The organism is Dyadobacter sp. NIV53 (genome assembly GCF_019711195.1).
GTDB lineage: Bacteria > Bacteroidota > Bacteroidia > Cytophagales > Spirosomataceae > Dyadobacter.
In genome coordinates this window covers 3013201-3038360 of sequence record NZ_CP081299.1, presented here as the reverse complement: position 1 = coordinate 3038360, position 25160 = coordinate 3013201, and the positions used below count along the sequence as shown (strand labels likewise).

Annotated in this window: 14 protein-coding genes and 3 pseudogenes; 11 read left to right on the top strand and 6 right to left on the bottom strand. The window is 37.2% G+C overall.

Going from position 1 to position 25160, the window contains the following annotated elements:
- Positions 1-19: 19 nt before the first annotated feature.
- The 7 genes from KZC02_RS12200 to KZC02_RS12170 all read left to right on the top strand — a co-directional run bounded on the left by KZC02_RS12200 (position 20) and on the right by KZC02_RS12170 (position 12090).
- The gene (locus KZC02_RS12200; RefSeq protein WP_221394345.1) at positions 20-1768 is read left to right on the top strand and encodes a hypothetical protein; all 1749 of its coding nucleotides are present in this window, start codon (positions 20-22) and stop codon (positions 1766-1768) included.
- Between the two features lie 37 nt (positions 1769-1805).
- Positions 1806-3599 (top strand): hypothetical protein, encoded by a 1794-nt coding sequence (locus KZC02_RS12195; RefSeq protein WP_221394344.1) that lies wholly within the window; start codon positions 1806-1808, stop codon positions 3597-3599.
- A gap of 65 nt (positions 3600-3664) precedes the next feature.
- Positions 3665-4564: a PVC-type heme-binding CxxCH protein gene (locus KZC02_RS12190; RefSeq protein ID WP_221394343.1), complete on the top strand. Its 900-nt coding sequence runs from the start codon at positions 3665-3667 to the stop codon at positions 4562-4564.
- A complete protein-coding gene (locus KZC02_RS12185; RefSeq protein ID WP_221394342.1) occupies positions 4561-7245 on the top strand; it encodes a c-type cytochrome in 2685 nt (894 codons plus the stop codon). The genes KZC02_RS12190 and KZC02_RS12185 overlap by 4 nt, the downstream gene beginning before the upstream one ends.
- A 72-nt stretch (positions 7246-7317) precedes the next feature.
- Positions 7318-8532, top strand: coding sequence for a VCBS repeat-containing protein (locus KZC02_RS12180; RefSeq protein WP_229254225.1), 1215 nt, complete (start codon positions 7318-7320; stop codon positions 8530-8532).
- Between the two features lie 219 nt (positions 8533-8751).
- A complete protein-coding gene (locus KZC02_RS12175; protein WP_221394341.1) occupies positions 8752-9597 on the top strand; it encodes a sugar phosphate isomerase/epimerase in 846 nt (281 codons plus the stop codon).
- A gap of 558 nt (positions 9598-10155) precedes the next feature.
- Positions 10156-12090 (top strand): tetratricopeptide repeat-containing sensor histidine kinase, encoded by a 1935-nt coding sequence (locus KZC02_RS12170; RefSeq protein ID WP_221394340.1) that lies wholly within the window; start codon positions 10156-10158, stop codon positions 12088-12090.
- Positions 12091-12171: 81 nt separating this feature from the next.
- Here the strand turns inward: KZC02_RS12170 and KZC02_RS12165 are convergent, their stop codons facing one another.
- A complete protein-coding gene (locus KZC02_RS12165; RefSeq protein ID WP_221394339.1) occupies positions 12172-13701 on the bottom strand; it encodes a malate:quinone oxidoreductase in 1530 nt (509 codons plus the stop codon).
- 874 nt (positions 13702-14575) lie between these two features.
- On the opposite strand from KZC02_RS12165, the gene KZC02_RS12160 reads away from it, so the two are divergent.
- The 4 genes and pseudogenes from KZC02_RS12160 to KZC02_RS33325 all read left to right on the top strand — a co-directional run bounded on the left by KZC02_RS12160 (position 14576) and on the right by KZC02_RS33325 (position 21033).
- Positions 14576-15457 (top strand): hypothetical protein, encoded by an 882-nt coding sequence (locus tag KZC02_RS12160; protein WP_221394338.1) that lies wholly within the window; start codon positions 14576-14578, stop codon positions 15455-15457.
- A gap of 245 nt (positions 15458-15702) precedes the next feature.
- Positions 15703-17055: pseudogene (locus KZC02_RS31760) on the top strand (C25 family cysteine peptidase); the annotation flags it as partial.
- Positions 17056-17136: 81 nt separating this feature from the next.
- Positions 17137-17640, top strand: coding sequence for a T9SS type A sorting domain-containing protein (locus tag KZC02_RS31755; RefSeq protein ID WP_229254377.1), 504 nt, complete (start codon positions 17137-17139; stop codon positions 17638-17640).
- Positions 17641-17707: 67 nt separating this feature from the next.
- Positions 17708-21033, top strand: a pseudogene (locus tag KZC02_RS33325) (C25 family cysteine peptidase).
- A 151-nt stretch (positions 21034-21184) separates the two neighbouring features.
- On the opposite strand, the gene KZC02_RS12135 reads toward KZC02_RS33325, so the two are convergent.
- The 5 genes and pseudogenes from KZC02_RS12135 to KZC02_RS12115 all read right to left on the bottom strand — a co-directional run bounded on the left by KZC02_RS12135 (position 21185) and on the right by KZC02_RS12115 (position 25078).
- The gene (locus KZC02_RS12135) at positions 21185-21385 is read right to left on the bottom strand and encodes a hypothetical protein (protein ID WP_221394334.1); all 201 of its coding nucleotides are present in this window, start codon (positions 21383-21385) and stop codon (positions 21185-21187) included.
- Positions 21386-21470: 85 nt separating this feature from the next.
- Positions 21471-21773 (bottom strand): collagen-like protein, encoded by a 303-nt coding sequence (locus tag KZC02_RS12130; protein WP_221394333.1) that lies wholly within the window; start codon positions 21771-21773, stop codon positions 21471-21473.
- Between the two features lie 299 nt (positions 21774-22072).
- Positions 22073-24010, bottom strand: a complete 1938-nt coding sequence (locus tag KZC02_RS12125) for an asparagine synthase-related protein (protein WP_221394332.1) — start codon at positions 24008-24010, stop codon at positions 22073-22075.
- Between the two features lie 85 nt (positions 24011-24095).
- Positions 24096-24203: pseudogene (locus KZC02_RS33320) on the bottom strand (lasso RiPP family leader peptide-containing protein); the annotation flags it as partial.
- Between the two features lie 200 nt (positions 24204-24403).
- Positions 24404-25078, bottom strand: a complete 675-nt coding sequence (locus tag KZC02_RS12115; protein WP_229254223.1) for a hypothetical protein — start codon at positions 25076-25078, stop codon at positions 24404-24406.
- Between the last annotated feature and the right edge of the window lie 82 nt (positions 25079-25160).

Sequence of the window (25160 nt, the reverse complement as noted above, 5' to 3'; positions counted from 1 at the left end):
ACCTAAACCCCTTAAAACCATGCTGAAATCATTCATCCGATCAGGCATTATCCTTTTTATCATTGTTTTTCAATTGGCTGATTTTAGCTACGCACAGCCTTTGGCGGGTACCGATGACCTTGGACGCATTGTTCCTCAAAACGATGTAGTGGGTAACCCGAAGTCCGACAGGCAGGTTGCCATGTTTTATTTTTTATGGCACGACGTAGCACCGGGGAAATCCTGGGACCTGCATGAAATTGTTTCCAAACATCCCGAAGTATTAAATGACTTTGACAATCCGAACTGGGGAGATTTTGGAAAAGGCAAAGATGTTGGCATGTATTACTGGGGACAGCCGATTTACGGATATTACAAAGCGGATGACTATTGGGTACACCTTCGTAGTATTCAGCTGCTTACCGATGCAGGCGTAGACTTGCTTGTGATAGATGCAACAAACCGGCTTACTTATCCTAAACAGGCCGATGTGCTCATGAAAGCAATGGATGCCGTAAGAGCGCAAGGGAAAAATCCACCCAAAATTGTTTTTTATACCAATACTTCTTCGGGCGAAACCATGCAGGAAGCGTACGATAATTTTTACAAAAATGGAGCACCGTACAGCCATCCCGAATGCTGGTTTTATCTGGACGGAAAACCTTTGATACTCGGCCTTTCAGCAGAAGCAGCAGGAAAAGATTACCTGTCCTTTTTTACCTTTCGTGAATCCCAGTGGCCGACCGAAGGCCAGAAAACCAGTGGCTGGCCCTGGATAGAATTTACGCGTCCTCAGAAAGTTTATCTCAATGCAAAAGGTGAAAGGGAAATTGTAAATGTATCCGTTTCCCAGCACCCCAACCCAACTGCCGGTATGGGCGGTTCGGCATTTTATGGAAATAAAGACAATTGGGGCAGAAGTTATCACAACGGTTCGCCCGGAAATCCTGAAAAAGACTTGCCTTACGGGTATAACGTACAAGAGCAATGGGATTTTGCGTTAAAACAAAACACACCGTTTATCTACGTTACAGGCTGGAACGAATGGATTGCCGGCAAATTTCCGAGCCATGATGATAATCCGGAACATTCCTGGTTTTGTGATCAGGCAAGCCCGGAATACAGTCGCGATATCGAACCTTCGCTGACAGCAAACCTGAAAGACCACTACTATATGCAGCTGGTAAGTAACATCAGAAAATACAAAGGAATTGATGCAAATCCGAAGCTTGAAGCCGATAAAACTATTACGGATTTCAATGACTGGAAAAATATCAAACCGGATTATAAAGATTATGTGGGAGATACACAAGCCCGGAATCATCCAGGTGCGCAATCTGATCCGGTAACGATTTATACCAATAATACGGGCAGAAACGATTTTGAAATACTGAAAATAGCCAAAGATAAAAACAGCATTTATTTCTACGCTAAAACAGTAGCGAACATTACACCTAACTCGGGTAACAACTGGATGAGGCTTTATATTGATACTGATAAGAAGGCTACTACTGGCTGGAAAGGTTACGATTACAGGATTACGGGTGGTAAAACTTTACAGAAATATTCGGGTAGTTCCTGGAAAAACGTAAAGAATGTATCCTTTAAAGTTGCCGGTAACGAAATGATGATTACCGTTCCAAGAAAAGAAATTCCTGATTTTACCAACACATTAAATTTTGAATTTAAATGGTCGGATAATATGCAGAACGATTCAGACCCATTGGATTGGTATGTTAACGGAGACGCTGCTCCGGGCGGACGGTTTAATTTTATGGTGACCGAATAACAGAATAGTAAGGCTAAACCTCTTGATCTTTAAGTAAATGAGCTTCAAATTATCAATTACATCTGTATTAATCCTCCTCTCATCAACTCTTTTTGCACAACCATTTCAGGGAAATAATGCTTCTAATCTCACAGCTACGGATGCATTAGGACGAAAACTTCCCGATTTTGAAGAGGTTGGGCCAGTTAAAAAAGATAAATTCGTCGGGCTTTTTTATTGGACCTGGCATACACAGCCGGGTGTAAAAAGTCCGGCGCTGAATGTTACCGAATATCTGGCACGTGATCCCAAAGCGATTGATGATTTTAAAAACCCGATCTGGCCAAAAGCAAAAAGCCCCTGGTTCTGGGCTGAACCGCTGTTTGGGTATTATCTGGATACGGACGAATGGGTATTGCGGAAGCATGCTGAAATGCTGGCTGACGCGGCAGTGGATGTCATTATTTTTGATTGCACAAACGGGAACATTACCTGGAAAGAATCTTACATGAAATTATGTGAGGTTTTTACAAAAGCACGCAAAGATGGAGTAAAAACACCTCAGATTGCATTCATGCTGCCATTCTGGACAACGGATGGCGGTAAAGAAATTCTTCGTGAAATTTATACCGACCTATATAAACCGGGCTTGTATAAAGATCTGTGGTTCATTTGGAAAGGAAAACCTTTCATTATGGCTTCACCTGAATTTGCTGGTGATATTGCCAATAAAGCCAACGATTCCATTATGCAGAAGGAAATGAAGGAATTCTTTACTTTTCGCAGCGGTCAGCCTGTTTATAACAAAGGACCTGAAAAACCGGATCATTGGGGCTGGCTGGAAATTACGCCGCAGCATGGTTTTGTCAAAAAAACGGACGGTGGTTTTGAGCAGGCCACGGTTGGGGTAGGCCAGAACTGGAGTAAAGAAAGAGGGCTTACCGCCATGAACGCACCGGGTTCTTTTGGCAGAAGTTATACCCACGCAAAAGGACAGATTACAGAACCGGGAGCGGTCAATTACGGGCATAATTTCCAGGAACAATGGGACAATGCTTTAAAAATCAATCCGGAATTTATTTTTATAACAGGCTGGAATGAATGGATTGCAGGCCGTTATGATGTATGGCAACAGCAGACCAATGCTTTTCCGGACGAGTTTAATCAGGAAGGAAGCCGGGATGTGGAACCCATGAAGGGCGGGCACGGTGATAATTATTATTACCAGATGGTTTCCAATATCCGGCGGTTCAAAGGAGTTCCTGCGCCTCAGCCTGTTGCTCCGAATATAACTATCCCTATTGGCGGGAAATTTAAGGAATGGGAAAATATAACACCTGCATTTACTTCCTACAAAGGCAATACCATTCATCGGAATAGTCCTGGTTGGGGAAGTTTGCGTTATACCAATAATACAGGACGGAATGACATTGTTTTGGCCAAAGTAGCACGTGATAATGAGCATGTATACTTCTATGTAGAAACTTCGGAAAAACTTTCAAATAAAAAGAATCCAGGCTGGATGCGCCTTTTTATCAATATTGACTGCAATAAAAATACGGGCTGGGAAGGATATGATTTTGTGGTAAACCGCATTAATCCTGATAAAAAAGCAATACTGGAAAAAAGTGAGGAAGCTTGGAACTGGCAGAAAGTCGGTGAATTGGAGTATTCGGTGAAAGGCAATGGCCTCGAAGTTAAAGTCCCCAAAACCTTACTCGAAGTTAATGGAAAACTTGATTTTGAATTCAAATGGTCAGACAATATGCAGCAGGATGGCGATGTTATGGATTTTCTGGTAAATGGAGATGTAGCGCCGGCTGGCAGGTTTAATTATCATTATAAGGAATAAAAAGCCTGAAAATAATTTTGCCAAACTAATCGCCAAACGATCATCAGCACAACCCTTTCAAATTTATGAAAATTCTGAAAAACCTGAATGCAAAAGCGGTTCTTGTCAATTTGATATTGTTGTTATTCTTTGTGCAGAGCTGTAATTCTCCCAAAAACAAAACAATAAAAAAGGCAATAGTCAATAAAGAAAAACCGTCTGTTCCGGATATTTATGCAGAACATATCCGCACAAGTGAATTCAAAATGCCTGAAGAAGAACGGCTTGCTTTTAAACTTCCCCCTGGATTTGAAATAACACTTTTTGCCTCGGAACCGGATATTACCAAACCGATCAATATGGAATTCGATGACCGGGGAAGGCTTTGGGTTACGCAATCGTCCGAATATCCGATTGCTGCCGGGATGGGGGACGGTAAAGACAGGATCACCATTCTGGAAGATAAAAACGGGGACGGGAAAGCGGATAGTTTTACAAATTTTGATGATAATCTGAATATTCCGATCGGTATAATGCCCGTTTCTGATGGCGCCATTGCTTACAGCATTCCCAATCTGTATTATTTCAGGGACACGGATAACGATGGAAAAGCAGATAGTAAAAAGATTTTGTTAGGAGGATTCGGGCACAAGGATACACACGGAATGGTGAATAACCTGATGCGTGGTTATGACGGCTGGCTGCATGTTTGTCATGGATTTTCCAATACATCCAATGTCGCAGGAACCGATGGCGATTCCATTAAAATGATTTCAGGCAATACTTTTCGTGTCCGAATGGATGGAAGCAGAGTGGAGCAAACGACTTTTGGCCGGGTAAATCCTTTCGGTTATGCATACGATGAAAAAGGATACCTGTACTCAGTAGACTGCCATACCAAACCAATTACACAACTGATTCCGGGTGGGGATTACCCGCATTTTGGAAAAAAGCACCCGTTGGAATTGGTTTTGCTCCTGAAATGATGGATTACGAACTGGGTTCTACCGCACTTGCCGGATTAGTTTATTATACGGGAACACAATTTCCTGAAAAATACAGAAAAAGTTTTTTTACCGGCGATGTTGTCACCTGTCGTATCGACCGCAATACGATAACTTACAACGGTTCTACACCTGCTTCACATAAAGAAGAACCTTTTCTGGTAAGCAGTGACCCGTGGTTTCGTCCGGTGGATGTAAAACTCGGGCCTGATGGTGCTTTGTACGTTGCCGATTTTTACAACCGTATCATTGGCCATTACGAAGTAGCGCTGAACCATCCCGGACGCGACCGGCTAAGTGGTCGAATCTGGAAAATCACGTACAAAGGTGATCAGGTTCATCAGGATATGACAGTTACCGACTGGTCGAAAGCAACAATTGAACAGCTATTGGAAGGATTAAAACACCCACAATTGAATACCCGTCTGAAAGTGGCGGACAGGATTGTGGATACCTGGAAGGATAAAGCCATCAATCCTGTCAAAACAATGCTTTCCTCAAACGCTGCTGATACAGATTCTTATGTTTTGGGATTATGGATCCTGTACCGGCTGAATGCCTTAGACGACAACATTCAGGATAAAGCATTGAATAGTACGAACGCTGATATTCAGATCCATGCGTTCAGGATTTTAAAGGAAAAAGACTCCATTTCGGATATACATTACAATCTGGTAATTGGCGCATTAAAATCGAACAGTGACCCGTTTATACAACGGACTGCTGCTGAAATACTAACTAAATTTCCTCAAGCCGAAAACCTGGATGATCTGATAGATTTGTATGAAAGAACAAACATGGAAGACAGTCATCTGAGATATACGGCAATGCTAGGAATACGCAATAATCTTCGGTATAAAGGTGTCATGTGGAAAGTTCCGGGTATGAAATGGGATGATAAACAGCTTGCATTACTGACAAAAGCGATGCTGGATGTGCCTTCCACTGCGGCAGCCTCGTTTGTATTGGATTACGTGATAAATCATGAAATCTCTTCCAAAGATCTGGTTAATGATCTGGAATATATTGGCCGTTACGCATCACCATACCAGCTGGAAACTGTGGTTGATCTGATCACCAAAAAATTTCAAAATGAACCCGAAACTCAATTGTCACTTTATAAAACGATACGGGCAGGAGTAAAACAAAACGGGATCCCACCCGGTAAAAAAATGGAAGACTGGGGCATAAATCTTGCCAGCCATTTTCTGGAAAATATTTCGGCTGAAAGTGAAATATGGAAAAGCAAGCCTGTGACAAAAACGGGTGAAAATATAAATCCGTGGGTCGTTTCAGACCAGTTTCTTACAGAAGTAATGCCGGCTTTCCGGATCGTACTAAGTGAAAAAAGCGGTTATGTACCCAGAAGCACATTGTATTCGGTGCCGTTTAAATTACCTGTTTCTCTTAAAATGAACGTGTTTGACAATGATATTCATAATAAGGCATCAAAAACGGGATTGTCGAACAATTTTGTAAGAATAAGGCTTGCCCAAGAAAATAAAATAATTGGTGAATACCGGCTGGAACAGAAAGAAACGAGCCAGTTAAAAGATCTTATAAAAAATGCCACTTTTGATTTAAGCGGTTACGAAGGGCAAATGGGTTATATTGAAGCAGTGGATAGTTCTATGGCTGGTTCTGTAGGAATTGGAAAACTGGAACCTGCCGTGCTGGAAATTCCTGAAAAAAGAAAAAGCCCGTCAGTAGTGGCTGAACAGCGGGTTATGGCGGCAGAGATAGCAGGTGAGTATAAAATTAAATCACTGCAACAAGTTCTAAAGCAATTAGTAAAAACAACCTGGACAGATTATCAGGTGAGAAGCGCCGCCGCGGGTGCTTTAATGAGTATTGATCCGAAGGAAAATGTCGCTGTACTGGAAGATGTATTTAATGATGCAGCAGAACTACCTGTTTTGAGAGAAAAATTGGCTGTTTTAATTGGCCAGGTCCCGTCACCATCGGTGTATGAAATACTTAAAAAACAGTTGGCTGGCGGTGCCCGCAATTTGCAGATAGTAATTGCGACCGTATTATCCAACACTTCGGAGGGTATATCCTACTTGCTCAATGCCTTTAAAGAGGAAGAGGCGAATCCGGATATTGCAACCGAGATATCTGTAAAAGAACGCTTTGGGATAAATGCAAATACAGAACAGCAGAAACAACTGGATACATTCCTGGCCTCAGGTGCAGATGAAAGGGAAGAGCGGCAAAAACTGATCGATACAAGAATTAGCGGTTTTAAAGCTACCAATACATTATCAGACGCCGGAAAGATCGTTTTTACTCAGAATTGCAGTACTTGTCATCAGATTCAGGGAGCAGGCGGAATGGTTGGCCCGCAGCTGGACGGTATCGGAAACTGGGGAAATAAAGCATTGACACAGAAAATACTGGATCCAAACAGAAACATAACAGAAGCTTTCAGGACCTATAATATTACGCTTAAAGATGAAAAAACGCTGACAGGCTTGTACCGCAGAACGGAAGGTGAAACAATGGTTTTTGCAGATCTGTCCGGACAGGAATTTTCAGTTGTTAAAAATGATATGAAAGAATACCGCGCATCCAAATACACACTGATGCCGGACCAGTTTAGAAATATTATTCCTGAAAAGGATTTTTATGCTTTGATGGAGTATTTATTGAGTGTTAAGTAATAATGGTTAATTGTTAAAAATCCAGTTGAAGTGAACACAGATTTGTTTTTATCCTAAACCAATAAGTATCAAATGATTAATATTAAAAAATATATGGGATTGTCTCGCTGTTTATTCTTCCTGTTGTGTATATGCACAGTAAGTCAGGCGCAAACGAAGCAGAAAAAAGGAGGGACAGTTTCATTTACAAAAAAAATACTTACGACCAGGTTTATTTCCGAAGGAGCGGCAATGGGTGATGTAAATAAGGATGGTAAAAAAGATGTACTGGCAGGTGCATACTGGTTTGAAGCACCCGACTGGAAAGCGCATGAACTGGCCAAACCGGATACGTTTGTTGTAAACGGAAGTTACAGTGACTCGTTTCTCGACTTTGCCATGGATGTAAACCAGGACGGCTGGGTCGATTTGATTCGGATTGACTGGCCCGGGAAAGCTGCTTACTGGCATGAAAATCCCAAAAATAAACCGGGGCACTGGGCGAGGCATTTAATTCATTCGTCTGTTGGAAATGAGTCGCCGACGCTGGTGGATATTGACGGAGACGGTCGCCTGGATTTACTTTGTAATGACCCGACTGCAAAAAAAGTGATATGGCTTAAATCGCCCGAAATGAAAGGGGATACAGCAGAATGGAAGCAATATATTATCAGTAATGATGAAAAACAGTCGACGCACATGTACACACATGGGATCGGATTTGGTGATATAAATGGCGATGGCCGTAAAGATGTTTTGGTAAGAGAAGGCTGGTGGGAAGGCCCGGCAGAAGGGCCTGGGAAACATCCCAAAGACGCAGACTGGAAATTTCATCGTGCCGATCTGGGTAAAGATTGTTCTCAAATGTATGTGTTGGATTTAAATGGGGATGGATTAAATGACGTAATCAGCGCTTCTGCGCATGATTATGGTATGTGGTGGCATGAACAGGGAAAAGATGCGCAAGGCAATGAGACCTGGACAACCCATGAAATTGACAAATCATTTTCACAATCGCATGGAATGGCGCTGGCAGATATCAATGGTGACGGCAATCCGGATCTGGTTACAGGAAAACGTTTTTGGGCGCATCATGGAAATGATCCGGGAGAACGCGAACCGGCTGTAATTTACTGGTTCGAATATATTCCTGGTAAAACTCCGGCCTGGACCAAACACGAAATTGACAATGATTCGGGTGCAGGATTACATGTTGTTGTAGAAGATATTAACAAGGACGGTTTGCCTGATATTGTAACGGGAAATAAAAAAGGAGTGAGGATTTTTACACAAACAAAAGGGAAATAAGCTTGTATACGGAGCCAAACACCATGGCAAAGTAAAGTGGTAAATGGAAAAACTATGACGGCATAAATCATATATCGTGGAATACACGATGACAATAAAATTAAGGAGTTAAAAAAAGACAGATGTTACGATTGGCATAATTTATTTAAATAATAATCCGTCGGTATTACAGTAGCAACTTTCATTTTTAACTTCTTAATTTGAATTAAATCCTTCATCATGCAATTCGGAATCAACACATACTTATTTTCTTCTCCGTTCACAAATGACAGCATTTCCTTCTTTCCGCAGTTTAAAGAATGGGGATTCGATTTTGTAGAAATTGCCCTGGAAGAACCATCAGACATTGATCCGGTTTTAATCAGGAAAGCGTTGGACGATCATGGTTTAACCTGTCGTTCAGTTTGTGCTGCAACCGGGCCGGGCCGGGATTTACGCGGAACCCGCAAAGAGCAGGTAACTTCATTGGAATACATTGAAAAATTGATAGATATTGCTCCGGTTTTAGGTAGTGAACTGGTTGCAGGGCCAATTTATTCTTCTGTGGGCAGAGCAGATCTGGTATCAGAAGAGGATTATAGAAAACAATGGGAAACTGTCGTAGCCAATTTGCAGAAATTAACAGCTTATGCAGCGGAACGCAATGTAAAACTGGCTATCGAACCATTAAACCGCTATGAAACAGATTTTATAAATACCTGCGAACAGGCAATGCGTTTGATCAAAGATGTTGATAGTGAATCACTTCTGGTGCATCTTGATGTATTTCACATGAATCTGGAAGAAAAAGACCCGGCATTAGCCATTATTAAAGCAGGTGAAAAATTAGGGCTGCTGCATGCTTCCGGCAGCGACCGCGGAACGCCTGGCGGCGACCAGATCAATTGGGACAGGATTTTTGCTGCTTTGGAAAAAATTAATTACCAGGGAGATATTGTCATTGAATCTTTCACACCAGATGTGAAAATTATTGCAAAAGCTGCTTCTATCTGGAGACAGATTGAAACTTCAAAAGAGTCCATAGCCATAGATGGTTTGAATTTTTTGAGGTCTATTGCATTCTAAAATTCCTGAAACGTACAAAAAATAAATTTGCTGTTGCTAAAAATAGCACCTGCGAATAGATGCTGCTAACTAACACAAACTTTATTGAAGTCAAGTTGCTTAACGCAAATTACATCACTTTTGCATTTATTCCAGTCTTCAAAAGGCGTAGTATCTGACAGGATATCAACTTTAACACTACTTAGGACAGGTATAATTATTTTAAACCAAACCTGTTATCCTTTCTTTTTTAACTCGTACTCTTCTGTTTGTGAAAATTAATTAGAATAAATTATTCATCAGTGCGAATTATTTCGCTAAATTTATAGAATAAATGTATTTTTTTGAATGCAGCATACATTTGATTGACTCTAAACGTTAACCAGACATTATATTATTTAGAAGGCACAGGGAATAAATATGACAAAATTTGGAAGTCAAAGTTTTTTTTGTTTTTGCAAATCCAACTGTGGTAGAATCTTTTTTCTTCTGTTTACTTTTTCTTCTTGTAATATATCTACTTCCAATCGGGAGGATCATCCCCAATACATAAAGAAAATATCAGATCAGGCTGACCGAATGCTTCAGAACGAGGATTCCGGAAAAGCGGTCATGTTTTTTGATTCAGCATTTTATACGATTGTCAAACCCGGAATAGGCGATTTAATAGACAGATATAAATTCAAGTCTGACGTCAATTACCGCAGGCACAATATGGAACTCACGATTAATCATCTGGACAGTATTTTGCTGTTACTTTCTACGGATAGATTGAAAGAAAAGTATGCTAAGCAGTATGTAACGTCAATGTTTAATAAAGGAGACATTCTTTTTGAACTCCGTGAATACCAGGAAGCTTATAAATATTATTATCAGGGAAAAATTATTGCACGGACAATCATGGATCGCTGTACCACAAGCGGTTATAGTTATCGTTTAGGAATGGTAAGTTATAAGCAAGGCAAGTATCAAAAGTCTACTATGCATTTCAGGCAGTGTTTCGAGGATCTTTTGTACTGTTCTGATGATTTTCAAAATTTTGCTATGAGCCAGGAGGTACTGAGTAATTTGTCATTAAGTTACTTTAAGCAGGGGATTGCGGACAGTGCAGTAATATACAACAACCGTGCACTGGCCTTTATTAAAGAAAATGAAAGTAAATATCCGGACAAGAAAGTTTATATAGAATCAGCCCGTGGTGTGCTCTATGGTAACCGGGCGGATCTTTTTTTCAGGTCGGGAGACCTGAAAAATGCTAAAAGGAGTCTTTTGAAAAGCATTGCCATCAATAGTAAAAAAGGATTTGATAATCAGGATGCCCAAATTACATTATTAAAATTGGGGGAATTGTATTTTAATTCAAACCAGCTTCCGCAGGCTATGGAAGTAGCTCAGAAATTAAAATTTTCATTGGATTCGATTAAAAATCCGGTGGCAGAAATCGGGCTAAGTAAATTAAACTGGAATTATTTTGACAAACTTCGTCAGGAAGATTCGGCGTATATTTATTTACAGGAGTATTTAAAGCTAAAAGATTCTCAGGATGCTGTCAACAAAAAACTGGTTATGGCAGATTTTGAAAAAGAATTTCAACTTATTGAGGAGCAGAACAGCTATATCAGGCTTAGTAAGGATAATGATTTAAAAAAAATAATGCTTTTCGTTGTTGTCCTTTTTTCGTTAATGACTTTGGTTATTTTGTTTCTTTTATGGAAAAAACGAAAGGCATCCAGAAGGAGTATATCCGCGTTGACGAGATTAAATAAACAAATAACTTTTCAGAACGTGCAGCTGGAACAAACTCTGGCTGATCTCATGCAAAGCAGTAAAGATAAAGACCGTATTTTAAAGGTGGTGGCACATGACCTGCGAAATCCGGTTGGGGCTATTGCCAATATATCAACTATTCTACTGGATGAAATTCAGTTTTCGGAAGAGCATGCGAAACTGGTAGAGCTAATCAAGGAATCAAGCTGGCAATCTATTGAAATGATAAATGATCTGCTTACGGCCAATACGGCCAACAGTTCATTCGCGATGAAACTGGAATGGATGGATATGTCAGAATTGATCTTTAAATGTGTAGATCAGCTCAGGTTTAAAGCCGAAGAAAAAGGGCAGCTCATTAAACTTGTCATTGGAAGCGACGTGAGAATTAAAGGAGATCGTGAAAAATTAGGCAGGGTTATGAGTAATTTAATTATCAATGCCATCAAGTTCAGCCCATTAAATGCAGAAATCCGTGTAGGAATGAAGCAGGAAGGAGAAACGATTGAATTATTTATTGAAGATAACGGAATTGGAATTCCTGCTTCATTTAATGAAAATGTTTTTGACATGTTTGGTGACTCTAAAAGGCCTGGAACTGCTGGGGAGCAGCCTTTTGGAATCGGGCTTCCGTTCTCCAAACAAATAGTAGAAGCACATGGAGGCAAAATATGGTTTGAGAGCGAAATCAATAAAGGGACAACTTTTTATATTCGGCTTCCAAAAGGAGAAGAGACTTTTCAATAATACCGGAATTCGATTCACCAAAAAAGGTTTCGGAGCGCTATGTTCCGAAACCTTTTTAGTACACTACTTAGCTGATAAAAGCTATACTGCAATATCTTCTTTGAGGTAAGAACCTTTAAGACGTAATACTTCGGTTGTTTTTTCACGGGTTTTAGCAGCCAGGTCCGCATCTTTTGCCAATGATTTTCCGAATGACGGAATCAGTGTTTTGAACTTGTTTTGCCAGTCCTGAGATTGTGCCTGATCTTTAAAACAACGGTGAATCAGATCTATCATGATAGAGACCGATGTCGATGCTCCCGGAGATGCTCCCAATAAAGCAGCAAGTGAGCCATCAGCGGCAGTTACCATTTCTGTTCCGAATTCCAATACACCGCCTTCGTCCTTATCTTTTTTAATAACCTGAACACGCTGCCCGGCTTTTTCCAGTTCCCAGTCTTCTATTCTTGCTCCGGGAACGTAGTCGTTTAATGCCGCAATTCTGTCTTCCGGAGATTGTCTGACCTGATCAATAAGATATTTGGTCAAAGGTATATTGTGAATACCGGCAGCCAGCATTGGCTTAATATTGTTAAATTTAATAGAAAGTGGAAGATCAAGATATGATCCGTTTTTCAGGAACTTGGTAGAAAAACCCGCATAAGGACCAAATAACAAAGCTTTTTTACCATCAATTACCCTGGTATCCAAATGTGGGACAGACATAGGTGGTGAACCTACAGCAGCCTTTCCATACACTTTTGCCTGGTGCTTTTCAATAATTTCCGGTTTGGTACAAACCAGCCATTGCCCGCTAACAGGAAAGCCGCCAAAACCTTTTGCTTCCGGAATGCCGGATTTTTCAAGCAGAGGTAAAGAACCGCCACCTGCTCCTATGAAAACAAATTGAGAGCGCACAAAACTTGTTTCTTTTGAGTCTCTGTTCTTTACTTCTATTGTCCAGGAACCATTTTTACCACGTTCAAAATCCTCAACTTCATGATTCAAGTTCAGTGTTACACCATCTTGTTTTTCAAGATAATCAAACATTGATCTGGTCAAAGCGCCGAAATTTACATCAGTTCCCAGTTCCATTCTGGTAGCCGCTACTTTTTCTTTGGGGTCTCTGCCATCCATCACCAGAGGAATCCAATTGGTGATTTCTGCATTTTTATCCGAATACTCCATTCCATAGAATAAATGATGCCTGGTAAGTGCATCAAAACGGTTTTTCAGATATTTGACATTTTCATTTCCCCAGACAAAACTCATATGCGGGATATGTCGTATGAAAGAATCAGGAGACTCAATAACTTCATTTTCAACAAGATAAGACCAGAATTCTTTTGAAACTTCAAATGACTCGGCAATCTTAATTGCTTTTGAAATTTCAATAGAGCCATCCTCATTTTCAGGAGTATAATTTAATTCGCAGAATGCAGAATGACCCGTACCGGCGTTATTCCAGGCATCAGAGCTCTCCGCAGTAACACGGTCGAGACGCTCAAAAATGGAAATTGTGAATGAAGGATTTAATTTTTTAAGCAATACACCAAGAGTTGCACTCATGATACCCGCACCAATCAAAACGATATCAGAGGTTATGACTTTTGAAGACTTTTTAATACGCATTTGGAATGAAAGTTTATTTTAAACCAATCTGTCAACCCGGAAAAATCCAAATATAAGTCAACAACAATGGTGTTTATGCTATTTGTTTCCAAATTAATATAATTATAATATTATCGCTTAAAGTTCTTTCTAATAACCAATAAAAACCTTTTTTGTTACAATAATGGGGTGACGGGAAATCGGGTTCTTTCAAAGAGGAAAACACTTTAAAATCTAGTTTGTTACCCGAAGACTTTTGCTATCAATCTTTATGATGTAATCCTATTTTGATACTTTAATAACTCAATTTTTAACGAATACGCATAGCAGGCAAGTCCGAATTGAAAATCATTACGGGAGCTTGAAGCTTTTCAGCCAGCTTGTTAGCAAAATCTTACGGCCCGTCATATAAGTCCCTAACGGAGCAGCTTTCGTATATGGCTTTAGGTTCAAAATTCAAGATACGGGTGAATTAAGTCAAAGTAAGTATTGAAACCAGTACAGAACCCATGAAATGCCACAGGTTGGGGAGTTTAGAATCAAAGTCTGCGGTTAGCAGAAGAATTAACATTACTTGACTAGTGACTTCTGGATTTTGATTGGTACAAATAAGGAGATGAGGTATGGATCAGTATATTCGTGCAATTTGTGTTTGGGAGGGGGAGCTGCTACAAGACATTCAACTCAATGCATAGGGGAAATGAAGAAAGTATTAATTAAGAAGTAATGTTTGAATTAATATAGACAATTCCACTTTTGAAAAAATAAAATCAAAAATTTAATGACATATTTCTACCTACTACGTACATATAATTTAATTTGTTCCGGTACAAAATTTATGGTAAATTTAAAGCCTTGAAAAACTTGTAACTACACATTATATATATTCACTTTTATGTTAAAAAAGAATTTTACTCGCTTAGTTTTATTGATAATAAGTAGTTGTGGATTGATAATAGGCAATTTACAAGCGCAGACACCTTGGAGTGGAGAATATGGAAATGAGTGGTTGGTTCAAGGACAAAAGTATGCTCGAATTCCAGTCAAAGTAAAGGGAATTCATCAGGTTAATATTGCAGATTTGCCAGCTGATTTTGTTAAATCCTTTGATCCGGAATACTTACAACTATGGCATCGAGGAAAACAAGTTGCATTACTTCAGGCTGATGCGACAAAAATTGTATTTTATGGTGAAACTAATGATGGCAAATATGACGAGTTGTTGTATCGTCCGCATGCTAATTTGCCAGGTATAACATCCAGAATGAATACATATGTTAGTTTATTCTCTGATGATGGGGTTTATTTTCTAGTTGTAGGAAATTCAAAAGGGCTAAGATCTGTTTCCATAAATTCAGATGCCATAGCAAATCCTCCAATAGTTCCTGAATCATTTCACATGAGACATGATACAACCCTTTTTAAGACAGAGTTTTCTTACAGTAACTCTTATTTCATATATCCGAACTATATGAATAGTTTTTATGAATATAGTAAAACTCTAACGGATGTTGCACGGGTTTTCGGTAGTACAGTATCAGAAAAAACAATTCAGTTGACCGGATATAACAGTGCTGTTTCGTCAATAAAACCAAAACTTAAATTTCTGATTCATAGTAGAAGTAATCAAGCTAAAAATATAACTGTAAAAATGGGTAAAACCAATACCGCACTTAGATTAATTACAACACTGTCGGTTGGTCCGTTTAATGCTGCTGAATATGAATTTGATCTTGATACTTCCCTTGACATTGATGCAACTGGAAAGGAGTGTTGAGTTTTCAATCCCTTACTGGTGGTGACAATGATCTTTTTCAGTTTCTTACATTTCTATTGTTTATCCTCAAAGCATTAGCATGCAAGGAAAAAAATCCTTTTTATTTACCTTACCAGCTTCAAGTTTAGAATCATCACGTATTAATTTAACCAATTTCCCGGCAATTGGAACGGTAAAATTATACAATATAACCAATATTGATAATCCAAAGGAAGTAGTTACCGTTACACCAGCAAAATTTTGTTATTCCAAGAGTTACAACAGAAAAGTTTGACTTATTTGCAACAACAATCGTAACAATTGTTACAGCTACTCAAATTACGTCTTTCTCCCCATTATCTCTGGATCCTGCAAATACCGATTATAACTACATTATTCTTACGGTTGATGCTCTGGAAGCACAATCACAGTTATATGCAGATTACAGAGCAACATCCATCAATCCAGTTGATGCTTCATATTATAGACCAATTGTGCTAAAAATGAAGGATATCTATAACCAATTTAATTTTGGAGAACCAAGTGCGGTTGCTATTCGCCGCTTTATAGATTATTCAATATCCGATGGAAATGTAAATAAATTTCTTTTTTTAATTGGAAATTCTACAACCTATTATGAATTGGCTAAGAATAATAGAGACTTAAAAGATGAGGTTCCAAGTGTCGGCTATCCAGGTTCGGACCTTCTTTAGTTTCTGGACTTGGTGCAGGTTCGCATCCTGATATACCTTCCATACCAGTCGGTCGCCTACCAGTTGGAGTTGGTGCTGGGGGGGCCACAAAAAGTAGCTGACTATCTTCAAAAAGTAAAAGAATATGAAGATTTTTCAAGCACAGTTGGTACTGATTGGCGTAAGAATGTTGTTCATGTTAGTGGAGGAAAAACAACCACCGAAATAACCTCTTTCAGAAATGCATTGGCTTCGGCTGCTACTAATTACGTACTGCCAGGCACATATGGAGGGACGGTTGCTCCATATGTTAAAGATATTGCAGTACCGTGTCCAGCTACTCCACCAGTTGGAGATCCAAACTATGGGTTTCAAGACTGCCAAACCTGGGCGAATAGTGAAATTGCTACTAAAGTTAATAACGGAGCTGGTATTCTTACTTATTATGGACATGGAAATCCAAGAGTGACAGATTACTTCTATGGATATTCTATAGATCCAGGAAGGAATTATATGGCATCAAAGAAATATGTTGGAATGTTCATATATGGATGTGATGTGAATAATGTCTTTCGGGGGTTGAATGAACTTGTTGATTACACGTTAAGCAATAGATCTAACAAACGTCCTTTTACTGTTGATTGGTTGTTAACTCCATCTAAGGGAGCAGTAACTATAGTTGGAAATTCTTGGGAAGGATATGAGTCGGTTTTAACTCCATATATGCAAAAGTGGTATTCTAAATTGTTTGTTTCAGACATTAACAGAAAACCAATGGGTAGCATCATGAAAGATGTTGCAGCATTAACAATTAATGCAATACCTGGTGCAAATGGGAGAACCGCAGCAATTAGTCCGGATGTCGTTACATTTAATTACAATTTTGCACAAGCTAATGTTCATCAGACTTTACTGCTTGGAGATCCTGCCATAGTTCTTCTGCAGCAATCTAATCCACTACCTGTTGATTTGATCTCTTTCGAGGCTCAGTTAATAAATACCAATGAAGTGAAGGTAGAATGGTCAACGGCTTGGGAGAGAAGTAATAATCATTTTGTGATTGAGCGTAGTAATGATGCCAAAAACTTTCAAGAAATTGGATATGTAGACGCAAAAGGAGATACTGATTTGAAAAGTAATTATGTTTATTATGATTCAAAACCACTTTCAGGAATAAGTTATTATAGATTGCTTCAAGTGGATAATCAAGAGAATAATAACGGAAATGCAACCGAAGGGAAGAAGACATATTCTAGAATCGTTGCTGTAAATAATCCAAATATCAATCTAGTTGTTGTAGCTCCAAATCCAAGTGTTTCTCAATTTAAAATACAATTGGATAAGTCCCTGGAACTAAAATCTTGGAATTTAAGCAGTATCCAAGGTAGGATTTTAATTCCCGAAAGTAAGGCGGATATACTAGATCTAACTCATTATCCTGCTGGGGAATATATCTTAAACATTACTTCTACTGATGGTAAGGTATATTACAAAAAGGTAGTTAAACAATAGTTTTAATTTATATCCATGATTATTTGCTATATAATAGTAATAGTCATGGATTCTATTTTATATTAATATGGTAAAGCACTTATTTGCTAGTTTTTTTTTACTGCTTTCTCTATTTCCAACAACATTAATTGCTCAGTGGGGATATCCATACTCTAATAGCTGGATTGATTTTTCCAAACCTTATGTTAAAATTGGAATAACAACAAGTGGCCTTCAGAAGATTTCATTTTCCTCTTTACCTTATGATTTTCCGGTTAATCAACCTGAAAAAATTCAGTTGTTCCATCTTGGAAAAGAAGTTTCCATTCTAAGTACAGATAATAATGAAATCCTGTTTTATGCAGTTCCAAACGATGGAGCCACAGATTCGCTATTATATAGACCAATGAGTTCTAGACTCAATCCTTATTCCAGTATTTACTCTAATAGAACTGCTTATTTTTTAACTATTGGTAATTTAGCTGGTAAACGAGCGGTAAGAGTATTAACAGATAAGAATTCTAATTTGGAACCAACTAAAGTACATATACAAAAGTACTTGCAATCTAATACTCAGGAATACTCTCACAGTACTGCCATATACATAAAGCCTGAATTCATTAATAGTTTTTTTGAACACGGAGCTAGCAGAACTGGTGTCCGTTTACTTGGAAACAAAATAATACCGTTTACAATAAAACTTGATAGTCTTCAAAAAAATCAAACTACTCAGCCAAGTATTAAGCTGTTATTGCATGGAAGAAGTAATAATTCTCGTGCTATTGAAGTTTACGTGGGAAAAGATTCATTAAATTTAAGAAAAGCAGGATCAGTCAATATAGTTGATTTTATAGCTCAGATTTTTGAATTTAAAATAGAGTCTACGGATATAGGTGCAAACGGCGCACTTACGTTTGCTTTAAAATCAACAAGTACATTACCGGAAGAAAGATTTTCCGTAGGTTTTTACTTAGTAACCTATCCACAAGCGTTGATTTTAAATAGTTTAGAATCTAAAATATTTAATTTGCCTCCAATTAATGGATCATCAAGTAGAATTCAGATATCTGATTATCAGAATACATATAAATCATATGATATAACAGACGCCAATAATCCTACAATATTAGACGGCTCATTATCAGATTTTACAATGCCTAGACAAACTGGTAAACAAACTATAATTTTTTCTTCTAAAAAAATCAATATTGTTGAAAGTTCACAAATATTAAAGACAACATTTTACAAAATAAATCCAGCTGACTTTAATTATGTAATTATTACTAATGAGACACTAAAAGATGCTGCGAACAGATATGCCGACTACCGATCTTCAGCCGAAGGTGGAAGTTATTCCCCTATCGTTATAAAGATCAAGGATATTTATGATCAATTCAATTATGGTGAGGTAAGTCCAGTTGCAATACGGCGCTTTATAGACTATACAATGTCTGATAGTAATAAAGATAAATACTTACTGTTATTTGGAAAATCTATCACTTTCGTTGAAAGAATGCTACCAGAATTATCAGAAGATGTTCCATCTGTTGGTTATCCAGGCTCTGATTTATTACTGGTTGATGGATTGGCCGGTTTTCCGGTTAATGTACCTGCAATGCCGGTTGGAAGAATAAGTGCCGTAACAGAAGTACAGGCAGATAATTATTTAGAAAAAGTTAAGGAATATGAAGGAAACGTTAGTGGAAGTTTTGAATGGAAAAGAGAGTTTTGCATCTAAATGGAGGCAAAACCGTTGATGAAATAAATACTTTCAAAAATTCTCTTTCTACACTAAGTCCTTTAATTACAAAAGGGACAGTTGGTGGAACAGTTAAGGCCTTTGTGAAACAAAGTCTTATTGAAGTTGAGTCTGTTAATATAGCGCCAGAGGTAAATGAAGGTGTAGGGATGATTTCGTATATAGGGCATGGTGCACAAACCTTGACGGATTTCGACTTTGGATATGTTTCAGCGGTTAATCGTGGATATGAGAATCCATCAAAATACCCACTCATGTATTTTAACGGATGTGGTGTTGGTAATATTTTTAATGCCAGATTAAATTCTAATATTAATGCATCTGACAAGATGCCACTTTCGTTAGACTGGATGCTTTCAAAACAAAAGGGTGCTATCGCTGTTATTGCAAACTCATTTGATAGTTATTTAGCCCCAACTGTGCATTACTTAGATGAACTTTACTCGGTATTATTTGCTGATTCAACTGCTGAAAAATTACCAATCGGTAAAATACAGCAAAGAATTGCTAAAAATATTTTGATGGGAAACAATAATTCTTATGATATTGCTAACGTACATCAATCTTTATTGCAAGGAGATCCGGCACTACACCTTATCCGCGTTCCTTATCCTGATTATTCTTTAGATCCAGATCAGAGTATTTCGTTATATTCTGAATCAGCAAACACCTCAATAGGAAATTCAAAAACATTAAAAATCGCAATTAAAATTTCTAATTGGGGAAGATATATCAAACAACAGGAAATTCCGGTAGAAATTAAATATTATTATAAGAATGGAACCAGTCAAGTAGTTAATGAACTTGTCAATGCCATTGCATATGAAGATACCATATTTGTAAAATATGATGGTATTGGACAAAATTTACAACGAATAAATGTAAAAATTGATCCGGATGCAAAGCTCACTGAATTAAATACAAATAATAATGTTTCGGAATTAATTATAGACTGGGATATTGCATCGGCAGAAATAATTTACCCTGCGCAAAATGTTAAGGATATTGTTCCGCCTTTGCTAAATGTGATGTTTAACGGGCGTTTTATTGCCAATGAAGAAATCATTTTTCCCAATCCAATTATTACTTTTACTTTACAGGACGATCGTCTTATACAACTTGATACATCTCTCATTAGTATCTATATTAAACCTTGTGGTGATGAAAGCTGCGATTACAAGCGCCTTATCTTAAATAACAATGATTTAATAAAAATTAGAGCAATATCAGACCACTCTATCGAAGTGGTTTATCATCCTGAAGATATTCAAGGGGGTATTTACGAAATGCTGGTTAGTACCCATGATATGTCAGGTAATTCTGAATCAAATTCCTACAGTATTAGATTTATAGTTGCAAATGATGTTGTAAATAAAGCAGTTCAGGTCGTTTGTAGTCCCAATCCATCGTCAGATTACGTAAAATTTGAGATTAAGGATGTAGAACTTAGTTCATTTACTTCGGTTCAGTGGGCAATATATGATCCTAATGGCTTGTTACTAGAAAATAGAAGCATTGAGCCAAGTCAATTGTTTGGTCGTACATGGTATTGGATACCTCAAGTTAAATCTGGTGTATATATTTATAAGATACATCTTAACGATAAAAGTAATAAACTATACGAAGTTACGGGCAAGGTCATAGTAGTAAATTAATCTATAAGTGTCATTATAGATTGAGATGCGTCACAGAAAACCCTACTATGAAACATAGTAAGGTTTTTCTGTGACGCAAATCATATAAGTTCCTACCTTAGATACCAATAATAAGTAAAAGCAAGTAACATAAATTTCTGAGGTCTATTTTCTATTTAAAGATTTTTACATCTTTCTCAGATAACCCAAGAGCCTGAATTGTTTCTTCATACTTATTCCAATTGGTACCAGCACTTAATCGAACACGTCCAGGAATCATTACAATTCTAACATCATCAAAGGTTTTGATATTAGATGACCCTTCGGACGAAGAAACCTTAACAATGTTAAACTTTAAATCTAAATTATTCACAATTGAATAGTGAAAACTATATTGAGTAAAACTTGAATCAGGAAATGATACTAAACCAGGTATAGCATACCAAGACCCACCGGTTTTAATATATATTAGAAATGCTCCGCCATCTGGCAGACTTAATACCTTCGGCCGTTGAACCTTGGAAAAAATTAGCATATTTGATTTCAAGATTACCCAAAGAATCTGTTACTTTCGTGCCATTCGTATAAAAGAATGCAGTTTGATCAGGATTTTCCGCGTCGGCTCCTGCTGGGCCGGTAGCTCCTGTCTCACCAGTATCACCTTTTGGCCCTACAGGTCCAACATCTCCTTTCGGCCCGTCACAACCAATGGAAAAAATTGCAAGACTAACGAAAACAAGGATTAGATATTTCTTAAGCATAATTCTTAAAGTTTAATAATGAAAAATAGATAAAGTTGAGAATAGAATTAAATTTTGAATTATTATATTATTGCAGAATAACTATCATACAGTGAAAATTACGGGATGTATCTACAATATGCAATATATTTATTTACAATTTGAAATTGATTGTAAATTAAAGGTAAAGAATTAGTGATTGTTAACAATTTAAATCAAGGTATGATGCAATTATAAGGGTTTATTCATTACCAGAATAACTATGCCTAAAAATATAGTTCAGTTGCATTGTAACCCAAATTTGCAGGAAATAATAAAATCTAAGAAGATTTACGCTCATTAAACCAATCCAGCCATAAAGAAAGTGAAATTGTACGCATTATCAAAAATTGACAACGACTATATATATATGATGGCTGATCTTTTTTTAGCATTATGTTAATGGCATGTTTGTACTTCTTTTTATCTACATAATTCCATACTTCAATGGTGTTTTCCATATAATCACTTCCCTGTTGTAACATGCGTAAAACAGCATCTCTTCCATATAAACCGAATGCAGCTTTGTCTTGACGGGTTCTTACTACCTCTGGCAAAATATCTTTCATAGCTTGTCGCAAATGACCTCTTCCGATTCCATTATCAAATTTTATCTCAGTTGGTGTTGCTAAGCAAAGTTCGAATAAGTTCTTATCATAATAAGGTAGAGCAACATGAATTGAATAATAATTCCCCAGTGCAAATAACTCTTCATTAAATACAATTGATTGCCTATTAAAGACAGATTTAAAGTCGTCTTGAAATTGTTCAGATAACTCTCCCCGAAGTGCTTCTGAAAGACTGTTTGAGAAAGCCGAGCTTTTTCTCTCAATTCCATTTCTTAACAATGAATTAGGAACCTTATTACCAGCAATATTATTATATAAGGAAACAATTCCTCTTTTCAATAATAAGAAAGGAGAAATGCCAAATTTATTGTATACTTCAAAATACACCGAAGCAAATTTCTTATATTTTTTATATCGTAATATTTCAATGAGCTTTCTAAGAAAAAAATCATTCTTTAAAAAGCCGTATTTGTTAATTGGGGACAAATAATTCCAATTTTTATTAACGGAGGTATAGGAAGGGTCATTAATTTTATTTGATAATATCGATTCTATTTTATTCCATTCTCTTTTCTTGAATAATTCAGATAGATATTCTAATCCCGTTCCAACAATTGAATCACCGTCATGACCATTAAGCATCGTTTTACTGCCCAAGGTTTGTGCAAATTTTAGCATACTGCCTTGTAAAGAAGGGCTTAGCACCATGCATTCTGGATGTCCATATATAGAAATGTATAACTTGAGTAGTTCAAAGTCATTTTTTTGAGGTTCAACACTGTAGTGAACAGAATCTATTTTTTCTGCAACAGATCTGGCATAGTAATCTTCATCTGCAAATTTAGTGCGAGTCTCTGCATAAAGGGTTTGTAACTGGCGATTTGGGAATAACAGCTTTGTAATTGCACTTAGTGACGAAGAGTCCAATCCTCCACTAAGATGTGATACTACAGAACCATTTACAGTTGCCAGGTATACCGATTTTTTAAGCGCATTTTGTATAGCATCTCCGAAATCCTCCTTAGTTTTAAGGTTTTCGTACTTATAAGGGTTGAACTTTATAACCGGTTTTGATTTTACATTTTCCGATTTTACATAAAGAATATGCCCTGGTAGAGAAGATTTAATTTGGTGATAAAAAGTAGACGAATCATAATCTATATTAGAATCACTTCTAAAAGTTAAGTAATCAATAATTCTTTGTGAATCTATTTCAATTACATTCCGAACCTTTTTCATTCCTAATAAAGTAGGAAGGTCTGTTGAGAATGCAAAAAAGGAATTGGGGATATGAATATAAAATAAAGGAATTATTCCAAATTCATTTCTAAGAATACATATAATGTTTGACTCGGCGCAATACCAGATATTCAAACCGGAAGTTGAAATTGGAATTAAATTACTAACATCACTATATGTGAAAAAACTCTCTTCACAAATTAATGCAGGAGAGAGTTTTAAAATAGTTAAAATATTATTGGGTTCTTTAACTTGAATTGAATCATCTAAATGATCCTGTTTTAAAGAACACTTACAGCCATTTACATTGATTAAGCTATTTCCCCATGAAATAGAGCACTCTGATTCAAAATAAGTACTAGCAATTTCAATGGAATATGATCTGAAATCGATAGTGCCTTTAAGAATCAAAATATAACCATATTAAAAAAGAAGATGACTATCAAACAATTTAGCAACTCTATTAGAATCACACATTGCTTGTAAAGGTAAATAATTATGATTGGTAAGTCATAGCTCCACCAGCATCAAGTTCACTACCACCTTTGGTGCCCTTTGTAAGCTTGCTAACTTTTCCCAGTTTATTCAAAACAGGTTTCTTATAAGATTTTTTTTATCGGTGTAAAGTGCGAATTCAATGTTTTCATGTTTAAGTCGTTATATGATGTATATACAAGTATCCGAGGTAAATTTAGATATATAATTTATTAATTACAAATTTTACTAATAATCACGAAGAAAAGTATCAAAGTTGTACTAAAACAGGAAAATGAAAATGTAACTAGTTCTACATTTTTTTGTATTTTATCTGGTGCCATAAGAAATGATGGTTCTGGTCTTATGAGTTCCTGATTCAATTGTTTCTGATCCGATGCAATCATCTGCCTGGCAATATTCATAAGCAATCTGATCATCAGATATTAATCCTACTCCAAGTCCATATATTTTTGTGCCTGTATAGCGGTTTATTATTGAGGTATCTTTTCGTTCTACGAGTGTAAGGGTATTATCAAATCTCAGTGTATCTATTTGCATCGGTTTATTGATATCCTCATAATGGTAATTTTCCGAGTCCAGGTTATTATAAATATTTCCGTTCCAGGTAACTTTTAAATCAATAGGAAAAATTAAAGAAAAAAAAGTCTGGTTATCAATATTCGTTAATAATTTATCCGGATATTCGGTAACACTATAGTTCTTTGTCTTTTGCCAATAGTCGGTTGAAGTGTTTCTGGTTGATCTGGAAAAAATGTATGTGGAGATTCCCTGTGCATCAGTTGACATACTTTCTATCTCATCCTTTTCCTGATATGTCGTTGTTACAGGAGCAGATACCCCTGCTGAATATACTTCCACTTTCACACTGTAAATCTGATACTTACCTATTTCTAATGGATAATAATCGTATACATTAATAGGTTCCGTTGAGTCATTGTTACAGGATTGAAGAAGAAAAACAATTGCCAGTAGTGGAATCAATTGAATGATGCTCCGGGCAATACTTTTTTTAAATGTGTGTAAGTTCCCACAGAGATATTAAGTAGTTTAATATTAAAGATTA

Excerpts from the sequence above, each read along its gene's own strand:
- KZC02_RS12165 (WP_221394339.1), bottom strand. The coding sequence starts at position 13,701 with ATGCGTATTAAAAAGTCTTCAAAAGTCATAACCTCTGATATCGTTTTG.
- KZC02_RS12190 (WP_221394343.1), top strand. The coding sequence starts at position 3,665 with ATGAAAATTCTGAAAAACCTGAATGCAAAAGCGGTTCTTGTCAATTTG.
- KZC02_RS12170 (WP_221394340.1), top strand. The coding sequence starts at position 10,156 with ATGCTTCAGAACGAGGATTCCGGAAAAGCGGTCATGTTTTTTGATTCA.
- KZC02_RS12160 (WP_221394338.1), top strand. The coding sequence starts at position 14,576 with ATGTTAAAAAAGAATTTTACTCGCTTAGTTTTATTGATAATAAGTAGT.
- KZC02_RS12200 (WP_221394345.1), top strand. The coding sequence starts at position 20 with ATGCTGAAATCATTCATCCGATCAGGCATTATCCTTTTTATCATTGTT.
- KZC02_RS12180 (WP_229254225.1), top strand. The coding sequence starts at position 7,318 with ATGATTAATATTAAAAAATATATGGGATTGTCTCGCTGTTTATTCTTC.
- KZC02_RS12130 (WP_221394333.1), bottom strand. The coding sequence starts at position 21,773 with ATGCTTAAGAAATATCTAATCCTTGTTTTCGTTAGTCTTGCAATTTTT.
- KZC02_RS12175 (WP_221394341.1), top strand. The coding sequence starts at position 8,752 with ATGCAATTCGGAATCAACACATACTTATTTTCTTCTCCGTTCACAAAT.
- KZC02_RS12185 (WP_221394342.1), top strand. The coding sequence starts at position 4,561 with ATGATGGATTACGAACTGGGTTCTACCGCACTTGCCGGATTAGTTTAT.
- KZC02_RS12195 (WP_221394344.1), top strand. The coding sequence starts at position 1,806 with ATGAGCTTCAAATTATCAATTACATCTGTATTAATCCTCCTCTCATCA.